Below are 19761 nucleotides of genomic sequence, written 5' to 3' on the forward strand. Positions count from 1 at the left end.
CCCCGGAAGCCAAGAAATAGGGCGCGAGATAATATCGCTGTAATAACAAATAATCAACCCGGCAGCGCACTAGCTGCCGGGCTTCAAGCGGATCACACTCAGCCTTGGCGCTGTTTGTGACGCGGTTCCGCGCTGCAAATTACTCGAACAACACCTTCGCGGCGAATAATCTTGCAGTTACGGCACAGCTTTTTCACCGATGCACGAACTTTCATCACCAACTCCTCGAACCTTATGGGGTACTCAGCGCAACATGCCGCTGCCGTAGCCCTTCAGGTTGGCTTTCTTCATCAGGGATTCGTACTGGTGCGAAACGAGGTGCGATTGTACTTGGGACATGAAGTCCATCACAACCACGACCACGATCAGCAACGAGGTCCCGCCAAGGTAGAACGGAACGTTTGCTGCAACCACCAGGAACTGGGGAAGCAAGCACACGGCCGTCATATATAGAGCACCGAACAGGGTCAAACGGGTCAGAACGCCATCAATGTAGCGTGCAGACTGCTCACCTGGACGGATGCCCGGAATAAAGGCACCGGACTTCTTCAGGTTTTCCGCTACGTCTTTCGGATTGAACATCAACGCCGTATAGAAGAAGCAGAAGAAAATAATCCCTGCACTAAACAGCAGAATATTCAACGGCTGACCAGGAGCGATCGACTGAGAGAGGTCCTGCAGCCAGCCCATATTTTCAGACTGACCAAACCAGGTACCCAACGAAGCCGGAAACAGCAAAATGCTGCTCGCGAAAATTGCCGGAATAACACCGGCCATATTCACTTTCAGCGGCAAGTGGCTGGTCTGCGCAGCAAAAACCTTACGGCCCTGCTGACGCTTGGCGTAGTGAACAGCAATGCGACGCTGGCCACGCTCAATGAACACCACAAAACCGATAATCGCTACTGCCAGCAAACCGATGGCAACCAAAGCGAAAATGTTGATATCACCCTGACGTGCAGACTCGAAAGACTGCCCAATTGCTCTCGGAAGACCGGCGACGATACCTGCGAAAATCAACATCGAGATACCGTTACCAACACCACGCTCAGTAATCTGCTCACCCAGCCACATCATGAACATCGCACCAGCCACAAACGTGGATACCGCGACGAAATGGAAGCCAAAGTCACCAGTGAACGCAACACCCTGCCCGGCCAGGCCAACGGACATGCCGATAGCTTGAACCAAGGCGAGGATGACAGTGCCGTAGCGGGTGTACTGGCTAATCTTGCGACGGCCAGCTTCACCTTCCTTCTTCAACTGCTCCAGCTGCGGGCTGACGGCGGTCATCAGTTGCATGATGATCGATGCCGAAATATACGGCATGATCCCCAGTGCAAAGATGCTCATCCGTTCCAGCGCGCCGCCGGAAAACATGTTGAACAAGCTAAGAATGGTCCCCTCATTCTGTCGAAACAGGTCTGCGAGTCGGTCCGGGTTGATACCTGGAACCGGGATGTGTGCGCCTATTCGGTAGACGATAATCGCCAGGAACAGAAAACGCAGACGAGCCCAGAGTTCAGACATACCGCCTTTGCCGAGCGCTGAGAGAGCACCTTGCTTAGCCATTTATTCCTCGAACTTGCCGCCAGCTGCTTCGATAGCCGAACGCGCACCTTTGGTGGCGCCGATTCCCTTGCCGATAGTGACAGCGCGAGTCACTTCACCGGACAGCATGATTTTCACACGCTGTACGTTGACGTTGATCACGTTGGCATCTTTCAGGGTCTGCACAGTAACGATGTCGCCTTCCACTTTGGCCAGCTCGGACAAACGCACTTCTGCGCGGTCCATGGCTTTCAGGGATACGAAACCGAACTTAGGCAGGCGACGATGCAGCGGCTGTTGACCGCCTTCAAAGCCTGGAGCGATGGTGCCACCGGAGCGGGAGGTTTGACCTTTGTGGCCACGGCCACCAGTCTTACCCAAACCGCTACCGATACCACGGCCCGGACGATGCTTTTCGCGACGGGAACCCGGCGCTGGACTCAGATCATTGAGTTTCATCGATTAACCCTCTACACGCAGCATGTAGTAAGCCTTGTTGATCATCCCGCGATTCTCGGGAGTATCCTGGACTTCTACAGTGTGACCGATGCGACGCAGACCCAAACCTTTAACGCACAGTTTGTGGTTAGGGATGCGGCCGGTCATGCTTTTGATCAGCGTTACTTTAACGGTAGCCATGATCAGAAGATCTCCTTGACAGTCAGACCACGCTTCGCAGCGATGGACTCAGGAGATTGCATAGCTTTCAAACCTTTGAAAGTGGCGTGAACCACGTTTACCGGGTTAGTCGAGCCGTAGCACTTGGCCAGAACGTTCTGAACGCCAGCAACTTCGAGGACAGCACGCATAGCGCCGCCAGCGATGATACCGGTACCTTCAGAGGCAGGCTGCATGTACACCTTCGAAGCGCCATGAGCGGACTTCATTGCGTACTGCAGAGTGGTGCCGTTCAGATCAACTTGGATCATGTTGCGACGAGCAGCTTCCATTGCCTTCTGGATCGCGGCAGGCACTTCACGTGACTTGCCACGGCCGAAGCCAACACGCCCTTTACCATCACCAACCACGGTCAACGCGGTGAAAGTGAAGATACGGCCGCCTTTAACGGTTTTGGCTACGCGGTTAACTTGAACCAGCTTCTCAATGTAGCCTTCGTCGCGCTTTTGGTCGTTATTTGACATAACTTAGAACTCCAGCCCAGCTTCACGAGCAGCATCAGCCAGCGCTTTCACGCGACCGTGGTACTTGAAGCCAGAGCGGTCGAAAGCCACTTGCGAGACGCCAGCGGCCTTAGCACGCGTAGCGACCAGCTGGCCAACCTTAGTGGCCGCGTCGATGTTGCCAGTGGCACCATCACGCAGTTCTTTATCCAAAGTCGAGGCGCTTGCCAGGACCTGGTTGCCGTCGGCCGAGATGACCTGGGCGTAGATGTGCTGCGACGAGCGATACACGCAGAGACGCACGACTTCGAGTTCGTGCATTTTCAGGCGTGCTTTGCGAGCGCGACGCAGTCGAGTAACTTTTTTGTCGGTCATTTGCTATGCCCTACTTCTTCTTGGCTTCTTTACGACGGACGACTTCGTCCGCGTAGCGCACACCTTTGCCTTTGTACGGCTCTGGTGGACGGAAGTCGCGGATCTCAGCGGCCACCTGACCTACCAGCTGCTTATCGATGCCCTTGATCAGGATATCGGTTTGGCTAGGGGTCTCAGCGGTGATGCCTTCCGGCAGTTCGTAATCCACTGGGTGCGAGAAGCCAAGGGCCAGGTTCAAAACCGTGCCTTTTGCTTGCGCTTTGTAACCAACACCGACCAGCTGGAGCTTACGCTCGAAGCCTTGGCTTACGCCTTGGACCATGTTGTTTACCAACGCACGCGTGGTACCGGCCATTGCGCGAGTTTGTTGATCGCCATTGCGAGCAGCGAAACGCAGCTCACCAGCTTCTTCAACGATCTCAACGGACGAATGGATGTTCAGTTCAAGAGTACCCTTGGCACCCTTCACCGAAAGCTGTTGGCCTGCGAATTTTACTTCGACACCGGCTGGCAGCTTAACGGGGTTCTTAGCGACGCGTGACATGCTTATCCCCCCTTAGAACACAGTGCAAAGAACTTCGCCGCCGACACCGGCAGCGCGCGCAGCACGATCCGTCATCACACCTTTGTTGGTGGAGACGATAGACACACCCAGACCGCCACGAACTTTCGGCAGATCTTCGGCGGACTTGTACTGACGCAGGCCTGGACGGCTAACGCGCTTCACTTCCTCGATGACCGAACGGCCTTCGAAGTACTTCAGCTCGATGGACAGCAGTGGCTTGGTTTCGCTGCTGATCTGATAACCCGCAATGTAGCCTTCGTCTTTCAGGACTTTGGCAACAGCTACCTTCAACTTGGAAGATGGCATGCTTACGACGGACTTTTCAGCCATCTGGGCATTACGGATACGAGTTAGCATGTCCGCTAACGGGTCCTGCATACTCATGGGCTAGACGCTCCTAATACAAAAAAATTAGCCTTGCGGCTACATATGTCGCCGAGAATCTCCGAGCATAAAAAACACGGGCTCAGGCGAGCCGCGTATTTTAAACACACTCCAGAAATGAAACAAGCCCCAAAAGGGGCTTGTTCCAGATTCAAGGTCACCGGCGGTCAGTATCTTGCGATACCGACCACCTGGACGCTGAAAGTACTTACCAGCTGGCTTTAACCAGACCTGGTACGTCACCACGCATTGCCGCTTCACGCAGTTTGTTACGGCCGAGGCCGAACTTGCGGTAAACGCCGTGTGGACGACCGGTCAGGCGGCAGCGGTTACGCATGCGCGAAGCGCTTGCGTCACGTGGCTGCTTCTGCAGAGCAACTGTAGCTTCCCAACGCGCTTCTGGACTTGCGTTCAGATCAACGATGATTGCTTTCAGTGCTGCACGCTTCTTGGCGTACTTGGCAACCGTGAGCTGACGCTTCAGCTCGCGGTTTTTCATGCTCATCTTGGCCATGGTCCTACTCCAATCAGTTGCGGAACGGGAATTTGAAAGCACGCAACAGGGCGCGACCTTCATCATCGTTCTTGGCAGTGGTGGTCAGGGTGATGTCCAGACCGCGGAGAGCATCGATCTTGTCGTAGTCGATTTCCGGGAAGATGATCTGCTCTTTCACGCCCATGCTGTAGTTACCACGACCATCGAAGGACTTGGCATTCAGGCCGCGGAAGTCGCGAACCCGAGGCAGGGAGATCGACAGCAGACGATCCAGGAATTCGTACATACGCTCACGGCGCAGAGTCACTTTGACGCCGATCGGCCAACCTTCACGGACTTTAAAGCCAGCGATGGATTTCCGAGCGTAAGTCACAACGACTTTTTGACCGGTGATCTTTTCTAGGTCAGCAACGGCGTGTTCGATGACTTTTTTGTCGCCGACCGCTTCGCCCAGACCCATGTTCAGGGTAATTTTGGTAACGCGTGGAACTTCCATCACGTTCGAAAGCTTAAGTTCTTCCTTAAGTTTCGGTGCGATTTCTTTCCAGTAAATCTCTTTTAGTCGTGCCATGGTCTTCTACCTAGCAGTGTTCAAGCATCAACCGCTTTTTGGGTCGACTTGAAGACACGAATTTTCTTGCCATCTTCTACTTTGAAACCAACGCGGTCAGCCTTGTTGGTTTCGCCGTTGAAAATGGCGACGTTAGAAGCGTCCAGTGGAGCTTCTTTTTCGACGATACCGCCTTGTACGCCCGACATCGGGTTAGGCTTGGTATGACGCTTAACCAGGTTCAGACCACCGATAACCAGACGGTTATTAGCGAGAACCTTAAGCACCTTACCGCGCTTACCTTTGTCTTTGCCGGCGATCACGATGATCTCGTCGTCACGACGAATCTTTTGCATGTCGGATCTCCTTACAGCACTTCTGGGGCGAGCGAGACGATCTTCATGAACTTCTCAGTACGAAGTTCACGGGTCACTGGCCCAAAGATACGGGTGCCGATCGGCTCTTGCTTGTTGTTCAGAAGAACAGCAGCGTTGCCATCAAAGCGGATAATGGAGCCATCAGCACGACGTACGCCGTGACGAGTGCGGACTACAACAGCAGTCATCACTTGGCCTTTCTTCACCTTACCGCGAGGAATTGCTTCCTTCACGGTAACTTTGATGATGTCACCGATACCAGCGTAACGACGATGGGAGCCACCCAGCACCTTGATGCACATAACACGGCGAGCGCCGCTGTTATCGGCCACATCGAGCATGGATTGAGTCTGAATCATATAATTTCTCCGACCCCTAGTCCTTAGACTTCCACAGCGCGTTCGAGAACATCAACCAATGCCCAAGACTTGGTCTTGGCCAGCGGACGAGTTTCACGAATAGTGACTTTGTCGCCGATGTGGCACTGGTTGGTTTCGTCGTGCGCGTGCAGCTTAGTCGAACGCTTAACATATTTACCGTAGATCGGGTGCTTAACGCGACGCTCGATCAGTACGGTGATGGTTTTGTCCATCTTGTCGCTGACAACACGGCCAGTCAGCGTACGGACAGTCTTTTCGGCTTCAGCCATGATCACTTACCTGCCTGCTGGTTGAGCACAGTCTTCACGCGAGCGATGTCACGCTTAACTTGCGAGAGCAGATGAGACTGCCCCAACTGGCCAGTTGCTTTCTGCATACGCAGATTGAACTGGTCGCGCAGCAAGCCGAGCAATTGCTCGTTCAGCTGCTGTGCGGATTTTTCACGAAGTTCATTCGCTTTCATCACATCACCGTCCGTTTAACAAAGGCGGTGGCGAGCGGCAGCTTTGCAGCAGCCAGGGCAAAAGCCTCACGCGCCAGCTCTTCAGTAACACCCTCGATTTCATACAGGACTTTGCCTGGCTGAATCTGGGCAACCCAGTACTCCACGTTACCCTTACCTTTACCCATACGAACTTCGAGGGGCTTTTTGGAGATAGGCTTGTCCGGGAATACACGGATCCAGATCTTGCCGCCACGTTTAACGTGACGGGTCAGAGCACGACGCGCTGACTCGATCTGACGAGCGGTGAGACGACCACGAGCTACAGACTTCAGCGCGAACTCGCCGAAGCTGACTTTGCTACCGCGCTGAGCCAGACCACGGTTGTGGCCTGTCATCTGCTTGCGGAACTTCGTACGCTTAGGTTGCAACATTTGGCGTACCCCTTACTTAGCAGCTTTTTTACGAGGCGCTGGTGCTTGTGGTTTCAGTTCTTCTTGGCGACCACCAATTACTTCGCCCTTGAAGATCCAAACCTTTACACCGATCACACCGTAAGTGGTGTGAGCTTCGTAGTTGGCATAGTCGATGTCGGCACGCAGGGTGTGCAGTGGCACACGACCTTCGCGATACCATTCAGTACGTGCGATTTCAGCACCGCCGAGACGACCGCTCACTTGGATTTTGATGCCTTTGGCACCAATGCGCATGGCGTTCTGTACAGCGCGCTTCATAGCGCGACGGAACATTACGCGACGCTCCAGCTGCTGAGCTACGCTCTGCGCAACCAGCATACCGTCGAGCTCCGGCTTGCGGATCTCTTCGATATTGATGTGCACAGGCACACCCATTTGCTTGGTCAGGTCCTGACGCAGTTTCTCAACATCTTCACCTTTCTTCCCGATAACGATACCTGGACGAGCGGTGTGGATGGTGATACGTGCAGTTTGCGCCGGACGATGGATATCGATACGGCTTACGGACGCGCTTTTTAGTTTGTCTTGGAGATACTCACGCACCTTCAGATCAGCGAACAAATAGTCCGCATAAGTCCGACCGTCTGCGTACCAGACGGAGGTGTGCTCCTTGACGATTCCCAGGCGAATGCCAATGGGATGTACTTTCTGACCCATCTCTTCGACTCCGTTACTTGTCAGCAACCTTGACAGTGATATGGCAAGACCGCTTGACGATGCGATCAGCACGGCCTTTGGCACGTGGCATGATGCGCTTCAGCGAACGCCCTTCGTTGACGAAAACGGTGCTGACCTTCAGGTCATCAACGTCTGCGCCTTCGTTATGCTCGGCGTTGGCTACGGCCGACTCCAGCACTTTCTTCATGATCTCGGCGGCTTTCTTACTGCTGAAAGCCAACAGGTTGAGCGCTTCGCCCACCTTCTTCCCGCGGATCTGGTCGGCGACCAAGCGGGCTTTCTGGGCGGAGATTCGAGCGCCCGACAACTTAGCGGCTACTTCCATTTCCTAACCCCTTAACGCTTGGCTTTCTTGTCTGCCACGTGCCCACGATAAGTGCGGGTACCGGCAAACTCGCCTAGTTTGTGGCCGACCATGTCTTCGTTCACGAGAACTGGGACGTGCAAGCGACCGTTGTGTACAGCGATGGTCAAACCGACCATTTGTGGCAGGATCATCGAACGACGCGACCAGGTCTTAACTGGTTTGCGATCGTTCTTTTCCGCCGCCACTTCGATCTTCTTCAGTAGGTGAAGATCAATAAAAGGACCTTTTTTCAGAGAACGTGGCACTGTCGTATCCCTCTATTTACTTGCGACGACGGACTATCATTTTGTCGGTACGCTTATTACCACGAGTCTTCGCGCCCTTAGTCGGGAAGCCCCATGGCGATACCGGATGACGACCACCAGAGGTACGACCTTCACCACCACCGTGTGGGTGGTCAACCGGGTTCATGGCAACACCACGAACGGTTGGGCGAACGCCACGCCAGCGTTTGGCACCAGCTTTACCCAGCGAACGAAGGCTGTGCTCGGAGTTCGAGACCTCACCCAAGGTCGCGCGGCATTCAGCCAGCACTTTACGCATCTCACCAGAACGCAGACGCAGGGTCACGTAGACACCTTCACGAGCGATCAGCTGAGCCGAAGCACCAGCGGAACGAGCGATTTGCGCGCCTTTACCTGGCTTCAATTCGATGCCGTGTACGGTGCTACCAACTGGAATGTTGCGCAGTTGCAGAGCGTTGCCCGGCTTGATCGGCGCCAAGGCACCTGCGATCAGCTGGTCGCCAGCGCTCACGCCTTTAGGGGCGATGATGTAGCGACGCTCGCCATCTGCGTACAGCAGCAGAGCGATGTGAGCAGTACGGTTTGGATCGTATTCAATTCGCTCGACAGTGGCGGAGATGCCATCTTTGTCGTTGCGACGGAAATCGACCAGACGATAATGCTGCTTATGGCCACCACCGATGTGACGGGTGGTAATACGACCATTGTTGTTACGACCACCAGTCTTCGATTTTTTCTCGAGCAGCGGTGCGTGAGGAGCGCCTTTATGCAGCTCCTGGTTGACCACCTTGACCACAAAACGGCGGCCAGGGGAAGTCGGTTTGCATTTAACGATTGCCATGATGCACCCCTTCCTTACTCAGCACTGCTGCTGAAATCGAGATCTTGGCCTGGCTGAAGGGAGATAACTGCCTTCTTCCAGTCATTACGCTTGCCCAGACCGCGAGCAGTGCGCTTGCTCTTACCCAGAACATTCAGGGTAGTAACACGCTCTACTTTCACGCTGAACAGGCTTTCGACGGCCTTCTTGATTTCCAGCTTGGTTGCGTCAGTTGCAACCTTGAAAACGAACTGGCCTTTCTTGTCAGCCAGAACCGTAGCCTTTTCGGAAACGTGCGGGCCAAGCAGAACTTTAAATACGCGTTCCTGGTTCATCCCAGCAGCTCCTCGAATTTCTTCACGGCCGACACGGTGATCAACACCTTGTCGTATGCGATCAGACTAACTGGATCGGAACCTTGCACGTCACGTACATCAACGTGTGGCAGGTTGCGAGCAGCCAGGTACAGGTTCTGATCAACAGCTTCAGACACGATCAAAACGTCGGTCAGGCTCATGTCGTTCAGTTTGCCCAGCAGGTCTTTAGTTTTTGGACTTTCAACAGCGAAGTCCTGAACCACAACCAGACGATCGGTACGCACGAGTTCAGCAAGGATGGAGCGCAGTGCTGCGCGATACATCTTCTTGTTGAGCTTCTGCGAGTGATCCTGTGGACGAGCTGCGAAAGTGGTACCACCGCCACGCCAGATTGGGCTACGGATAGTACCGGCACGAGCACGGCCAGTACCTTTCTGACGCCAAGGGCGCTTACCGCCACCACGAACGTCGGAACGGGTCTTTTGCTGCTTGCTACCTTGACGGCCGCCGGCCATGTAGGCCACGACTGCTTGGTGAACGAGCGTCTCGTTGAATTCGCCGCCAAATGTCAGTTCGGAAACTTCGATCGCTTGAGCGTCATTTACATTTAATTGCATGTCAGCTTCCCCTTAACCGCGAGCCTTGGCCGCTGGACGTACAACCAGGTTGCCGCCAGTAGCGCCAGGAACAGCACCCTTGACCAACAACAGATTGCGTTCAGCGTCGACGCGCACTACTTCGAGGGACTGCACGGTCACGCGCTCAGCGCCCATATGACCGGACATTTTTTTGCCCTTGAATACACGACCAGGAGTCTGGCACTGGCCAATAGAGCCCGGGACGCGGTGGGAGACGGAGTTACCGTGAGTGTTGTCTTGGCCACGGAAATTCCAACGCTTGATCGTACCCTGGAAGCCTTTACCTTTGGACTGACCGGTTACATCAACCAGTTGACCAGCGGCGAAGATTTCAGCGCTGATCAGATCGCCAGCCTGGTAGTCGCCGTCTTCAAGACGGAACTCCATAACAGTGCGACCAGCTGCAACGTTTGCTTTAGCGAAGTGACCTGCTTGAGCAGCAGTCACACGCGAAGCACGACGCTCGCCGACAGTGACTTGCACTGCACGATAGCCATCGGTCTCTTCAGTTTTGAACTGGGTGACGCGATTCGGCTCGATCTCAATGACCGTAACCGGAATGGAGACACCTTCTTCGGTGAAAATACGGGTCATACCGCATTTACGACCGACTACACCAATAGTCATGTTGTAAACCTCATGAGTGTACGGGGCTTTCACCCGCTATGGCCGCCCATTTCAGAGCGTTACACGACTAAGACCCAAGTCTTAGCCGAGGCTGATCTGTACTTCCACACCGGCCGCCAGATCGAGCTTCATAAGTGCATCAACGGTTTTATCCGTTGGCTGGACGATGTCCAGTACGCGCTTATGAGTACGGATCTCGTACTGGTCACGCGCGTCTTTGTTGACGTGCGGGGAGACCAGAACGGTGAACCGCTCTTTACGGGTAGGCAGTGGAATTGGACCACGCACTTGAGCACCAGTACGTTTCGCGGTTTCCACGATTTCCTGGGTGGATTGGTCGATCAGGCGATGGTCAAAAGCCTTCAACCTGATACGGATTTGCTGATTTTGCATTGGATTTCAGACTCCGGCTGCTATTCCCAGCGAGCGCAATACGCCCGTTAAAAGGAGGCGCAATTCTATAGACGCCCCAGATGGGTGTCAACCCAATAAAAAAGGCCCCCGCTAAGCGGGGGCCTTCTCAAAACATCGAAGCTATCTCAGAAGAGATAATTACTCGATGATTTTAGCTACAACGCCAGCACCAACGGTACGGCCGCCTTCGCGAATAGCGAAACGCAGACCGTCTTCCATTGCGATAGTTTTGATCAGGGTAACAACCATTTTGATGTTGTCGCCCGGCATTACCATCTCAACGCCTTCCGGCAGTTCGCAGTTACCAGTCACGTCAGTAGTACGGAAGTAGAACTGTGGACGGTAGCCTTTGAAGAACGGAGTGTGACGACCGCCTTCTTCTTTGCTCAGCACGTACACTTCAGCTTCGAACTTGGTGTGCGGCTTAACCGAACCTGGCTTAACCAGAACCTGGCCACGCTCAACGTCGTCACGCTTGGTACCACGCAGCAGAACGCCGCAGTTCTCGCCAGCACGACCTTCGTCGAGCAGTTTACGGAACATTTCAACACCGGTGCAGGTGGTGACGGTAGTGTCACGCAGACCAACGATTTCCAGTGGATCTTGAACCTTAACGATACCGCGCTCGATACGACCAGTCACAACAGTACCGCGACCAGAGATCGAGAATACGTCTTCGATTGGCATCAGGAACGGCTTGTCGATAACACGGACTGGATCTGGGATGTAGCTGTCCAGAGTCTCAACCAGTTTACGAACGGACGTGGTGCCCATTTCGTTATCGTCTTTGCCTTCCAGAGCCATACGAGCAGAACCGATGATGATCGGAGTGTCGTCACCTGGGAAGTCGTAAGTGCTCAGCAGATCGCGCACTTCCATCTCAACCAGTTCCAGCAGCTCAGCGTCATCTACCAGGTCAGCCTTGTTCAGGTAAACCACGATGTACGGAACGCCTACCTGGCGGGACAGCAGGATGTGCTCACGGGTCTGTGGCATCGGACCATCAGCGGCCGAGCAAACCAGGATAGCGCCGTCCATTTGAGCAGCACCGGTGATCATGTTCTTCACATAGTCAGCGTGACCTGGGCAGTCAACGTGAGCGTAGTGACGGATCAGCGAGTTGTATTCAACGTGCGCGGTGTTGATGGTGATACCACGAGCTTTCTCTTCTGGTGCGCTGTCGATTTTATCGAAATCAACGATTGCAGAACCGAAAACTTCGGAGCAAACGCGAGTCAGAGCAGCAGTCAGAGTGGTTTTACCGTGGTCAACGTGACCGATGGTGCCAACGTTGACGTGCGGTAGGGAACGATCAAATTTTTCTTTAGCCACGACAATTAACTCCTTGCCTAAAGGACTGAATCAGCCTTGTTTTTTGGATACAGTTTCAGCGATGTGCGCCGGAGCTGTGTTGTATTTTTTGAATTCCATAGAGTAGCTTGCGCGACCCTGAGACATGGAGCGAACGTCGGTCGCATAACCGAACATCTCACCCAACGGAACCTCGGCGCGAATCACTTTGCCGGAAACCGTGTCTTCCATACCCAAGATCATGCCGCGACGACGGTTAAGGTCGCCCATGACATCACCCATATAGTCTTCAGGTGTAACAACTTCTACCGCCATGATTGGCTCAAGCAACTCACCACCGCCCTTCTGGGCCAGTTGCTTGGTTGCCATGGAAGCAGCCACCTTAAACGCCATCTCGTTGGAGTCGACGTCGTGGTAAGAACCGTCAAAAACGGTTGCTTTCAGGCCGATCAGCGGATAGCCGGCAACAACACCGTTCTTCATCTGCTCTTCGATACCCTTCTGGATAGCAGGGATGTATTCCTTAGGAACAACACCACCTACTACTTCGTTCACGAATTGCAGACCTTCCTGACCTTCGTCAGCAGGAGCAAAACGGATCCAGCAGTGACCGAACTGACCACGACCGCCGGACTGACGAACGAACTTGCCTTCGATTTCACAGTTCTTCGTGATGCGCTCACGATAGGAAACCTGAGGCTTACCGATGTTGGCTTCGACGTTGAACTCACGGCGCATCCGGTCAACCAGGATGTCCAGGTGAAGCTCGCCCATGCCGGAGATGATCGTTTGACCAGTCTCTTCATCAGTCTTGACGCGGAAAGATGGATCTTCCTGAGCAAGCTTGCCCAGAGCGATACCCATTTTTTCCTGGTCATCCTTGGTCTTAGGCTCTACGGCTACCGAAATAACCGGCTCCGGGAAGTCCATGCGAACCAGGATGATTGGCTTGTCAGCGTTGCACAAGGTTTCACCGGTGGTGACGTCCTTCATGCCGATCAAGGCCGCGATGTCACCAGCGCGTACTTCCTTGATCTCTTCGCGGGCGTTTGCGTGCATTTGCACCATACGACCCACGCGCTCTTTCTTGCCTTTAACCGAGTTGATCACGCCGTCGCCGGAGTTCAACACGCCCGAGTAAACGCGGACGAAGGTCAAGGTACCCACGAATGGGTCAGTGGCAATTTTAAATGCCAGAGCGGAGAACGGTTCTGCGTCGTCTGCATGACGCTCCAGCTCGATAGTCTCGTCATCCGGGTCAGTACCCTTGATGGCAGGAATATCAACTGGTGCCGGCAGGTAGTCGATCACAGCATCGAGAACCAGGGGAACACCCTTGTTCTTGAACGAGGAACCGCAAACAGCCAAGACGATCTCACCAGCGATAGTACGCTGACGGAGAGCGGCCTTGATTTCCACGTTGGTGAGTTCTTCACCTTCGAGGTACTTGTTCATCAGCTCTTCGTTGGCTTCGGCCGCAGCTTCAACCATGTTGTTGCGCCATTCGTCAGCCAGTTCCTGCAGTTCAGCAGGGATAGGCTTGCGAACAGGAACCATACCTTTGTCAGCGTCGTTCCAGTAAACAGCTTCCATGGTCAGCAGATCGATCTGGCCTTGGAAATTGTCTTCGGAACCGATAGCCAACTGGATTGGCACCGGGGTGTGACCCAGACGCTGCTTGATCTGACCGATCACGCGCAGGAAGTTCGCACCAGCACGGTCCATCTTGTTTACGTAAACAAGACGTGGAACGCCGTATTTGTTGGCTTGACGCCATACGGTTTCCGACTGAGGCTCAACGCCCGAGGTACCGCAGAACACAACGACAGCGCCGTCGAGTACGCGCAGGGAACGTTCAACTTCAATGGTGAAGTCTACGTGGCCCGGGGTATCGATTACGTTGAAGCGGTGCTCATCTTTGTACTGCTTCTCGGAACCTTTCCAGAAGGCGGTAATAGCAGCAGAAGTAATGGTAATACCACGCTCCTGCTCCTGAACCATCCAGTCTGTGGTCGCGGCGCCGTCATGCACCTCGCCCATCTTGTGACTTTTGCCGGTGTAAAACAGTACGCGCTCGGTGGTGGTGGTTTTACCAGCATCCACGTGAGCAACGATACCGATGTTACGGTAACGGCTAATCGGAGTAGTACGAGCCATAAAGCCCTCGCAAAATTAGTGAAGCTAAGATTAGAAGCGGTAGTGCGAGAAAGCTTTGTTAGCTTCAGCCATACGGTGCACGTCTTCACGCTTCTTAACAGCAGCACCTTTACCTTCAGCAGCGTCCAACAGTTCGCCAGCCAAACGCAGGGCCATAGACTTCTCGCCGCGCTTACGGGCGAAGTCTACCAACCAGCGCATTGCCAGAGCGTTACGACGGGACGGACGAACTTCAACCGGAACCTGGTAAGTAGCACCGCCTACACGGCGCGACTTCACTTCGACCAGCGGAGCGATGGCGTCGAGAGCTTTCTCGAAGATTTCCAGGGGGTCGCTGTTCTTGCGTTCTTTAACCTTTTCCAGCGCGCCATAAACGATACGCTCGGCAACGGCTTTCTTGCCGCTTTCCATCACGTGGTTCATGAACTTGGCCAGAATTTGGCTTCCGTATTTTGGATCGTCAAGCACTTCGCGCTTGGCTGCTACGCGTCTTCTTGGCATGGATAAGCCCTCAAACGGTCTTCAGGTTCGCTCGGAATTAGCGCCCTTTCGGGACGGCTCCGACCTTACTCTTATCGACTCAGAAAATAAGATGATTCAGTTTTACAAAAAGCCGCTACTACTTAGGCTTCTTGGTACCGTACTTCGAACGACCCTGGTTACGACCTTTAACGCCGGAAGTATCCAAGGAGCCGCGTACGGTGTGGTAACGAACACCTGGCAAGTCTTTTACACGACCGCCGCGGATCAGTACCACGCTGTGCTCTTGCAGGTTGTGACCTTCACCACCGATGTACGAGGAAACCTCGAAACCGTTGGTCAGGCGCACACGGCATACTTTACGCAGTGCCGAGTTAGGTTTTTTCGGCGTAGTGGTATACACGCGAGTGCATACGCCACGACGTTGCGGGCAGTTCTGCAGCGCAGGCACGTCGGATTTCTCGACGATACGCTTACGCGGCTGACGTACCAGCTGGTTGATAGTTGCCATCTACTAGCTCCACTGTTGTCTTGCGACGCTATTGTCTTGCAAGAAAAGCAAAATGGCAGGAACGAATTCCCGCCAAATTTAGGGGTACAAGAGTCTAAAGAGGATCTTGTCCCCAGTCAAGGCAAGGCCCCGACATCCCCGCTCATCGAACCGGGGCAAAACTGCCTCGATCCGACGAATGGGGGCTGCCAGGGCCCAGACTTATTTATCGCAGAACTCAGTTACCGCTAGAGTTCAGCGCTTCGGTCAGTGCAGCTTCCACTTCACTGGCACTCACGCGCAGCGGCTTGTCAGCATCACGGCGGCGCTTGCGCTCGCTGTGGTAAGCCAAACCGGTACCAGCTGGGATCAAACGACCCACAACCACGTTTTCTTTCAGGCCGCGCAGGTAATCGCGCTTGCCGGTTACCGCTGCTTCGGTCAGTACGCGAGTGGTCTCCTGGAAGGAGGCCGCCGAGATGAACGACTCAGTGGACAACGACGCCTTGGTGATACCCAGCAACACACGAGTGAACTTGGAAACGAATTTCTCGTCGCCAGCCAGACGCTCGTTCTCTACCAGCACGTGAGTCAGTTCCATCTGGTCGCCCTTGATGAAACTGGAATCGCCGGATTCAGCGATTTCAACTTTACGCAGCATCTGACGCAGGATGGTCTCGATGTGCTTATCGTTGATCTTCACGCCTTGCAGGCGATAAACGTCCTGGATCTCGTTAACGATGTACTTGGCCAGCGCACTCACACCCAGCAGACGCAGGATGTCGTGTGGATCGCTCGGGCCGTCGGAGATAACTTCGCCGCGGTTTACCTGTTCGCCTTCGAAGACGTTCAGGTGACGCCACTTCGGAATCAGCTCTTCGTACGGATCGCTACCGTCGTTCGGGGTAATGACCAGACGGCGCTTGCCTTTGGTCTCTTTACCGAACGCGATGGTGCCGCTGACTTCAGCCAGAATCGACGCTTCTTTCGGACGACGTGCTTCGAACAAGTCGGCAACACGCGGCAGACCACCGGTGATGTCACGGGTCTTCGAAGTTTCTTGCGGGATACGCGCGATAACATCACCGATCGCGATCTTCGCACCATCCGCTACACCGACCAGGGCGTTGGCTGGCAGGAAGTACTGAGCGATTACGTCAGTGCCTGGCAGCAACAGATCCTTGCCGTTGTCATCGACCATCTTAACGGCAGGACGGATGTCTTTACCGGCAGCTGGACGATCTTTCGCGTCGAGTACTTCAATGTTGGTCATACCGGTCAATTCGTCAGTCTGACGCTTGATCGTGATGCCTTCTTCCATGCCCACGTAGGTCACGGTACCTTTCATTTCGGTAACGATTGGGTGAGTGTGCGGATCCCACTTGGCCACGATTGCGCCAGCGTCGACCTTGTCACCTTCTTTAACCGAAATCACAGCACCGTACGGCAGCTTGTAACGCTCACGCTCACGACCGTAGTCATCAGCGATTGCCAGCTCACCGGAACGGGACACAGCAACCAGGCAGCCATCCACTCGCTCAACGTGTTTCAGGTTGTGCAGACGGACAGTACCGCCATTCTTCACCTGAACGCTGTCAGCTGCGGAGGTCCGGCTTGCCGCACCACCGATGTGGAACGTACGCATGGTCAGCTGGGTACCCGGCTCACCGATGGACTGGGCAGCGATAACGCCGACCGCTTCACCGATGTTCACCTGGTGACCACGAGCCAAGTCACGGCCGTAGCACTTGGCGCAGATGCCATAGCGGGTTTCGCAGCTGATCGGCGAGCGAACGATCACTTCGTCGATGCTGTTGAGTTCGATGAACTCGACCCACTTTTCATCCACCAGGGTACCAGCAGGAACGATAACTTCCTCGGTACCTGGCTTGAATACGTCACGGGCAATGACTCGGCCCAGTACGCGCTCACCCAACGGTTCTACAACGTCGCCGCCTTCGATGTGCGGAGTCATCAGCAGACCGTGTTCGGTACCGCAGTCAACTTCAGTCACAACCAAGTCTTGCGCAACGTCTACCAGACGACGAGTCAGGTAACCGGAGTTAGCGGTTTTCAACGCGGTATCCGCCAGACCTTTACGAGCACCGTGAGTCGAGATGAAGTACTGAAGTACGCTCAAACCTTCACGGAAGTTCGCAGTAATCGGCGTTTCAATGATGGAACCGTCCGGCTTGGCCATCAGGCCACGCATACCGGCGAGCTGACGGATCTGCGCAGCAGAACCCCGTGCGCCCGAGTCGGCCATCATGTACATCGAGTTGAACGACTCTTGATCGACTTCTACGCCATGACGGTCGATAACCTTCTCTTTCGAGAGGTTAGCCATCATCGCCTTCGACACTTCGTCGTTGGCCTTGGACCAAAGGTCGATCACTTTGTTGTACTTCTCGCCCTGTGTTACCAGGCCCGAGGCGTACTGGCTTTCGATCTCTTTCACTTCATCGGTTGCAGCCGCGATGATGCGAGCTTTTTCATCAGGGATAACGAAGTCGTTAACACCGATGGAAACGCCGGAGATGGTCGAATACGCAAAACCGGTGTACATCAACTGGTCAGCGAAGATCACGGTCTCTTTCAAACCAACCACGCGGTAGCACTGGTTGATCAGCTTGGAGATCGCCTTTTTCTTCATCGGCAGGTTGACGACGTCGTACGACAGACCTTTTGGCACAACTTGATACAACAGCGCACGGCCGACAGTGGTGTCGACGATACGAGTGCCGCTCACGCTGCCGCCGTCACGGTCGTTCACGGTTTCGTTGATCCGCACTTTAACCTTGGCGTGCAGTGCGGCTTCGCCGGCACGAAACACACGGTCAACTTCTTGCAAGTCAGCGAACACACGACCTTCGCCTTTGGCGTTGATCGCTTCACGGGTCATGTAGTACAGACCCAATACAACGTCCTGCGACGGAACGATGATTGGCTCACCGTTGGCTGGCGAAAGAATGTTGTTGGTCGACATCATCAACGCACGCGCTTCCAACTGGGCTTCCAGTGTCAGCGGTACGTGCACGGCCATTTGGTCGCCGTCGAAGTCGGCGTTGTACGCAGCACAGACCAGAGGGTGCAGCTGGATAGCCTTACCTTCGATCAGTACCGGTTCAAACGCCTGAATACCCAGACGGTGAAGGGTCGGTGCACGGTTGAGGAGAACCGGGTGTTCGCGAATCACTTCAGCGAGAACGTCCCAAACCTCTGGCAGTTCGCGCTCGACCATTTTCTTGGCCGCTTTGATGGTGGTCGCGAGACCGCGCATTTCCAGCTTGCCGAAGATGAATGGCTTGAACAGCTCAAGTGCCATCTTCTTAGGCAGACCGCACTGATGCAGACGCAGGGTCGGGCCTACGGTAATTACCGAACGACCGGAGTAGTCAACACGCTTACCGAGCAAGTTCTGACGGAAACGACCTTGCTTACCCTTGATCATGTCAGCCAGGGATTTCAGAGGACGCTTGTTCGAACCGGTGATAGCGCGGCCACGACGACCGTTGTCGAGCAAGGCATCGACAGCTTCTTGCAACATACGCTTTTCGTTGCGCACGATGATGTCCGGAGCGGACAGATCGAGCAGGCGCTTCAAGCGGTTGTTACGGTTGATCACGCGGCGGTACAGGTCGTTGAGGTCGGACGTCGCGAAACGACCACCGTCCAACGGTACCAGCGGACGCAGGTCTGGCGGCAGAACCGGCAGAACGGTCAGCACCATCCACTCTGGCAAGTTGCCGGAACCCTGGAAGGCTTCCATCAACTTCAGACGCTTGGACAGCTTCTTGATTTTGGTTTCGGAGTTGGTTTGCGGAATTTCTTCACGCAGACGGCCAATCTCGTGTTCCAGGTCGATAGCGTGCAGCAGCTCACGGACAGCTTCGGCACCCATGCGGGCATCGAAATCGTCGCCGAACTCTTCCAGCGCTTCGAAGTACTGTTCGTCGTTCAGCAGCTGACCTTTTTCAAGGGTGGTCATGCCTGGGTCGATAACGACGTAGCTCTCGAAGTAGAGAACGCGTTCGATATCACGCAGGGTCATGTCCATCAGCAAGCCGATACGGGACGGCAGCGATTTCAGGAACCAGATGTGGGCAACCGGCGAAGCCAGTTCGATGTGCGCCATGCGCTCACGACGAACCTTGGCCAGTGCGACTTCAACGCCGCACTTCTCGCAGATCACACCACGGTGCTTCAAGCGCTTGTACTTACCGCACAGACACTCGTAATCCTTAACCGGGCCAAAGATCTTGGCGCAGAACAGGCCGTCACGTTCAGGTTTGAACGTACGGTAGTTAATGGTTTCCGGCTTTTTAACTTCACCGAACGACCACGAACGGATCATCTCAGGCGATGCCAATCCAATACGGATGGCGTCGAACTCTTCGACTTGACCCTGGTTTTTCAGCAAATTCAGTAGGTCTTTCAAGGCCTTTCCTCCTGGCGGAGCAGAGAGCGGGCTAAACAGCCCCGCTCTCGATTCGCGTCACG

Annotated in this window: 28 protein-coding genes; all 28 read right to left on the reverse strand. The window is 54.5% G+C overall.

Annotation, left to right across the window (positions count from 1 at the left end; all coding sequences use genetic code 11):
- Positions 1–98 precede the first annotated feature (98 nt).
- The 28 genes from rpmJ to rpoC all read right to left on the reverse strand — a co-directional run bounded on the left by rpmJ (position 99) and on the right by rpoC (position 19699).
- The gene (gene rpmJ / locus HU722_RS26500; protein WP_002555468.1) at positions 99–215 is read right to left on the reverse strand and encodes a 50S ribosomal protein L36; all 117 of its coding nucleotides are present in this window, start codon (positions 213–215) and stop codon (positions 99–101) included.
- A gap of 28 nt (positions 216–243) precedes the next feature.
- A complete protein-coding gene (gene secY, locus HU722_RS26505; protein ID WP_003176406.1) occupies positions 244–1572 on the reverse strand; it encodes a preprotein translocase subunit SecY in 1329 nt (442 codons plus the stop codon).
- The gene (gene rplO, locus HU722_RS26510; protein ID WP_003176407.1) at positions 1573–2010 is read right to left on the reverse strand and encodes a 50S ribosomal protein L15; all 438 of its coding nucleotides are present in this window, start codon (positions 2008–2010) and stop codon (positions 1573–1575) included.
- A gap of 3 nt (positions 2011–2013) precedes the next feature.
- Positions 2014–2190: a 50S ribosomal protein L30 gene (rpmD, locus tag HU722_RS26515; protein ID WP_003176408.1), complete on the reverse strand. Its 177-nt coding sequence runs from the start codon at positions 2188–2190 to the stop codon at positions 2014–2016.
- A gap of 2 nt (positions 2191–2192) precedes the next feature.
- The gene (gene rpsE / locus HU722_RS26520; RefSeq protein ID WP_003176409.1) at positions 2193–2693 is read right to left on the reverse strand and encodes a 30S ribosomal protein S5; all 501 of its coding nucleotides are present in this window, start codon (positions 2691–2693) and stop codon (positions 2193–2195) included.
- A gap of 3 nt (positions 2694–2696) precedes the next feature.
- Positions 2697–3047: a 50S ribosomal protein L18 gene (rplR, locus tag HU722_RS26525; protein WP_003176410.1), complete on the reverse strand. Its 351-nt coding sequence runs from the start codon at positions 3045–3047 to the stop codon at positions 2697–2699.
- A gap of 10 nt (positions 3048–3057) precedes the next feature.
- Positions 3058–3591, reverse strand: coding sequence for a 50S ribosomal protein L6 (gene rplF / locus HU722_RS26530; RefSeq protein ID WP_003176412.1), 534 nt, complete (start codon positions 3589–3591; stop codon positions 3058–3060).
- A 12-nt stretch (positions 3592–3603) separates the two neighbouring features.
- Positions 3604–3996 (reverse strand): 30S ribosomal protein S8, encoded by a 393-nt coding sequence (rpsH, locus tag HU722_RS26535; protein ID WP_010566853.1) that lies wholly within the window; start codon positions 3994–3996, stop codon positions 3604–3606.
- Between the two features lie 208 nt (positions 3997–4204).
- Entirely contained in the window at positions 4205–4510 is a 306-nt protein-coding gene (gene rpsN / locus HU722_RS26540) for a 30S ribosomal protein S14 (protein WP_003176414.1), read from the reverse strand.
- A 13-nt stretch (positions 4511–4523) separates the two neighbouring features.
- The gene (gene rplE / locus HU722_RS26545) at positions 4524–5063 is read right to left on the reverse strand and encodes a 50S ribosomal protein L5 (protein ID WP_003176415.1); all 540 of its coding nucleotides are present in this window, start codon (positions 5061–5063) and stop codon (positions 4524–4526) included.
- A gap of 20 nt (positions 5064–5083) precedes the next feature.
- The gene (gene rplX / locus HU722_RS26550; protein ID WP_003176416.1) at positions 5084–5398 is read right to left on the reverse strand and encodes a 50S ribosomal protein L24; all 315 of its coding nucleotides are present in this window, start codon (positions 5396–5398) and stop codon (positions 5084–5086) included.
- 11 nt (positions 5399–5409) lie between these two features.
- Positions 5410–5778: a 50S ribosomal protein L14 gene (gene rplN, locus HU722_RS26555; RefSeq protein WP_002555479.1), complete on the reverse strand. Its 369-nt coding sequence runs from the start codon at positions 5776–5778 to the stop codon at positions 5410–5412.
- 23 nt (positions 5779–5801) lie between these two features.
- Entirely contained in the window at positions 5802–6068 is a 267-nt protein-coding gene (gene rpsQ, locus HU722_RS26560) for a 30S ribosomal protein S17 (protein WP_003176419.1), read from the reverse strand.
- A 2-nt stretch (positions 6069–6070) separates the two neighbouring features.
- Positions 6071–6262 carry a 50S ribosomal protein L29 gene (rpmC, locus tag HU722_RS26565; protein WP_002555481.1) on the reverse strand — a complete coding sequence of 64 codons (192 nt, stop codon included), beginning with the start codon at positions 6260–6262 and terminating at the stop codon, positions 6071–6073.
- A complete protein-coding gene (rplP, locus tag HU722_RS26570) occupies positions 6262–6675 on the reverse strand; it encodes a 50S ribosomal protein L16 (RefSeq protein WP_003232424.1) in 414 nt (137 codons plus the stop codon). Before rplP ends, rpmC begins: the two co-directional genes overlap by 1 nt.
- Before the next feature lie 12 nt (positions 6676–6687).
- Positions 6688–7374, reverse strand: coding sequence for a 30S ribosomal protein S3 (rpsC, locus tag HU722_RS26575; protein WP_003176422.1), 687 nt, complete (start codon positions 7372–7374; stop codon positions 6688–6690).
- A 13-nt stretch (positions 7375–7387) separates the two neighbouring features.
- Complete coding sequence (gene rplV, locus HU722_RS26580; RefSeq protein WP_003103908.1) at positions 7388–7720, reverse strand: 50S ribosomal protein L22; 333 nt, start codon at positions 7718–7720, stop codon at positions 7388–7390.
- 11 nt (positions 7721–7731) lie between these two features.
- Positions 7732–8007, reverse strand: coding sequence for a 30S ribosomal protein S19 (gene rpsS, locus HU722_RS26585; protein ID WP_003232420.1), 276 nt, complete (start codon positions 8005–8007; stop codon positions 7732–7734).
- Positions 8008–8023: 16 nt separating this feature from the next.
- Positions 8024–8848, reverse strand: coding sequence for a 50S ribosomal protein L2 (rplB, locus tag HU722_RS26590; protein ID WP_003176423.1), 825 nt, complete (start codon positions 8846–8848; stop codon positions 8024–8026).
- Between the two features lie 14 nt (positions 8849–8862).
- Entirely contained in the window at positions 8863–9162 is a 300-nt protein-coding gene (rplW, locus tag HU722_RS26595; protein WP_002555488.1) for a 50S ribosomal protein L23, read from the reverse strand.
- Positions 9159–9761 carry a 50S ribosomal protein L4 gene (rplD, locus tag HU722_RS26600; RefSeq protein WP_049711296.1) on the reverse strand — a complete coding sequence of 201 codons (603 nt, stop codon included), beginning with the start codon at positions 9759–9761 and terminating at the stop codon, positions 9159–9161. The genes rplW and rplD overlap by 4 nt, the downstream gene beginning before the upstream one ends.
- A 12-nt stretch (positions 9762–9773) precedes the next feature.
- Positions 9774–10409, reverse strand: coding sequence for a 50S ribosomal protein L3 (rplC, locus tag HU722_RS26605; RefSeq protein WP_065891200.1), 636 nt, complete (start codon positions 10407–10409; stop codon positions 9774–9776).
- Between the two features lie 81 nt (positions 10410–10490).
- Complete coding sequence (rpsJ, locus tag HU722_RS26610; protein ID WP_003186070.1) at positions 10491–10802, reverse strand: 30S ribosomal protein S10; 312 nt, start codon at positions 10800–10802, stop codon at positions 10491–10493.
- Between the two features lie 159 nt (positions 10803–10961).
- Complete coding sequence (gene tuf / locus HU722_RS26615; RefSeq protein WP_003176426.1) at positions 10962–12155, reverse strand: elongation factor Tu; 1194 nt, start codon at positions 12153–12155, stop codon at positions 10962–10964.
- A 30-nt stretch (positions 12156–12185) separates the two neighbouring features.
- Complete coding sequence (gene fusA, locus HU722_RS26620; RefSeq protein WP_015886136.1) at positions 12186–14291, reverse strand: elongation factor G; 2106 nt, start codon at positions 14289–14291, stop codon at positions 12186–12188.
- Between the two features lie 30 nt (positions 14292–14321).
- Positions 14322–14792, reverse strand: coding sequence for a 30S ribosomal protein S7 (gene rpsG / locus HU722_RS26625; protein WP_002555493.1), 471 nt, complete (start codon positions 14790–14792; stop codon positions 14322–14324).
- A 118-nt stretch (positions 14793–14910) separates the two neighbouring features.
- Positions 14911–15282, reverse strand: coding sequence for a 30S ribosomal protein S12 (gene rpsL, locus HU722_RS26630; RefSeq protein WP_002555494.1), 372 nt, complete (start codon positions 15280–15282; stop codon positions 14911–14913).
- Between the two features lie 217 nt (positions 15283–15499).
- Positions 15500–19699 carry a DNA-directed RNA polymerase subunit beta' gene (gene rpoC / locus HU722_RS26635; protein WP_049711295.1) on the reverse strand — a complete coding sequence of 1400 codons (4200 nt, stop codon included), beginning with the start codon at positions 19697–19699 and terminating at the stop codon, positions 15500–15502.
- Positions 19700–19761 lie beyond the last annotated feature (62 nt).

The sequence above is a fragment of the Pseudomonas tritici genome (genome assembly GCF_014268275.3).
Taxonomy (GTDB): Bacteria; Pseudomonadota; Gammaproteobacteria; order Pseudomonadales; family Pseudomonadaceae; genus Aquipseudomonas; species Aquipseudomonas tritici.

Coding starts and splice junctions, on each gene's coding strand:
- rpmJ (WP_002555468.1), bottom strand. CDS start 215: ATGAAAGTTCGTGCATCGGTGAAAAAGCTGTGCCGTAACTGCAAGATT.
- secY (WP_003176406.1), bottom strand. CDS start 1,572: ATGGCTAAGCAAGGTGCTCTCTCAGCGCTCGGCAAAGGCGGTATGTCT.
- rplO (WP_003176407.1), bottom strand. CDS start 2,010: ATGAAACTCAATGATCTGAGTCCAGCGCCGGGTTCCCGTCGCGAAAAG.
- rpmD (WP_003176408.1), bottom strand. CDS start 2,190: ATGGCTACCGTTAAAGTAACGCTGATCAAAAGCATGACCGGCCGCATC.
- rpsE (WP_003176409.1), bottom strand. CDS start 2,693: ATGTCAAATAACGACCAAAAGCGCGACGAAGGCTACATTGAGAAGCTG.
- rplR (WP_003176410.1), bottom strand. CDS start 3,047: ATGACCGACAAAAAAGTTACTCGACTGCGTCGCGCTCGCAAAGCACGC.
- rplF (WP_003176412.1), bottom strand. CDS start 3,591: ATGTCACGCGTCGCTAAGAACCCCGTTAAGCTGCCAGCCGGTGTCGAA.
- rpsH (WP_010566853.1), bottom strand. CDS start 3,996: ATGAGTATGCAGGACCCGTTAGCGGACATGCTAACTCGTATCCGTAAT.
- rpsN (WP_003176414.1), bottom strand. CDS start 4,510: ATGGCCAAGATGAGCATGAAAAACCGCGAGCTGAAGCGTCAGCTCACG.
- rplE (WP_003176415.1), bottom strand. CDS start 5,063: ATGGCACGACTAAAAGAGATTTACTGGAAAGAAATCGCACCGAAACTT.
- rplX (WP_003176416.1), bottom strand. CDS start 5,398: ATGCAAAAGATTCGTCGTGACGACGAGATCATCGTGATCGCCGGCAAA.
- rplN (WP_002555479.1), bottom strand. CDS start 5,778: ATGATTCAGACTCAATCCATGCTCGATGTGGCCGATAACAGCGGCGCT.
- rpsQ (WP_003176419.1), bottom strand. CDS start 6,068: ATGGCTGAAGCCGAAAAGACTGTCCGTACGCTGACTGGCCGTGTTGTC.
- rpmC (WP_002555481.1), bottom strand. CDS start 6,262: ATGAAAGCGAATGAACTTCGTGAAAAATCCGCACAGCAGCTGAACGAG.
- rplP (WP_003232424.1), bottom strand. CDS start 6,675: ATGTTGCAACCTAAGCGTACGAAGTTCCGCAAGCAGATGACAGGCCAC.
- rpsC (WP_003176422.1), bottom strand. CDS start 7,374: ATGGGTCAGAAAGTACATCCCATTGGCATTCGCCTGGGAATCGTCAAG.
- rplV (WP_003103908.1), bottom strand. CDS start 7,720: ATGGAAGTAGCCGCTAAGTTGTCGGGCGCTCGAATCTCCGCCCAGAAA.
- rplB (WP_003176423.1), bottom strand. CDS start 8,848: ATGGCAATCGTTAAATGCAAACCGACTTCCCCTGGCCGCCGTTTTGTG.
- rplW (WP_002555488.1), bottom strand. CDS start 9,162: ATGAACCAGGAACGCGTATTTAAAGTTCTGCTTGGCCCGCACGTTTCC.
- rplD (WP_049711296.1), bottom strand. CDS start 9,761: ATGCAATTAAATGTAAATGACGCTCAAGCGATCGAAGTTTCCGAACTG.
- rplC (WP_065891200.1), bottom strand. CDS start 10,409: ATGACTATTGGTGTAGTCGGTCGTAAATGCGGTATGACCCGTATTTTC.
- rpsJ (WP_003186070.1), bottom strand. CDS start 10,802: ATGCAAAATCAGCAAATCCGTATCAGGTTGAAGGCTTTTGACCATCGC.
- fusA (WP_015886136.1), bottom strand. CDS start 14,291: ATGGCTCGTACTACTCCGATTAGCCGTTACCGTAACATCGGTATCGTT.
- rpsG (WP_002555493.1), bottom strand. CDS start 14,792: ATGCCAAGAAGACGCGTAGCAGCCAAGCGCGAAGTGCTTGACGATCCA.
- rpsL (WP_002555494.1), bottom strand. CDS start 15,282: ATGGCAACTATCAACCAGCTGGTACGTCAGCCGCGTAAGCGTATCGTC.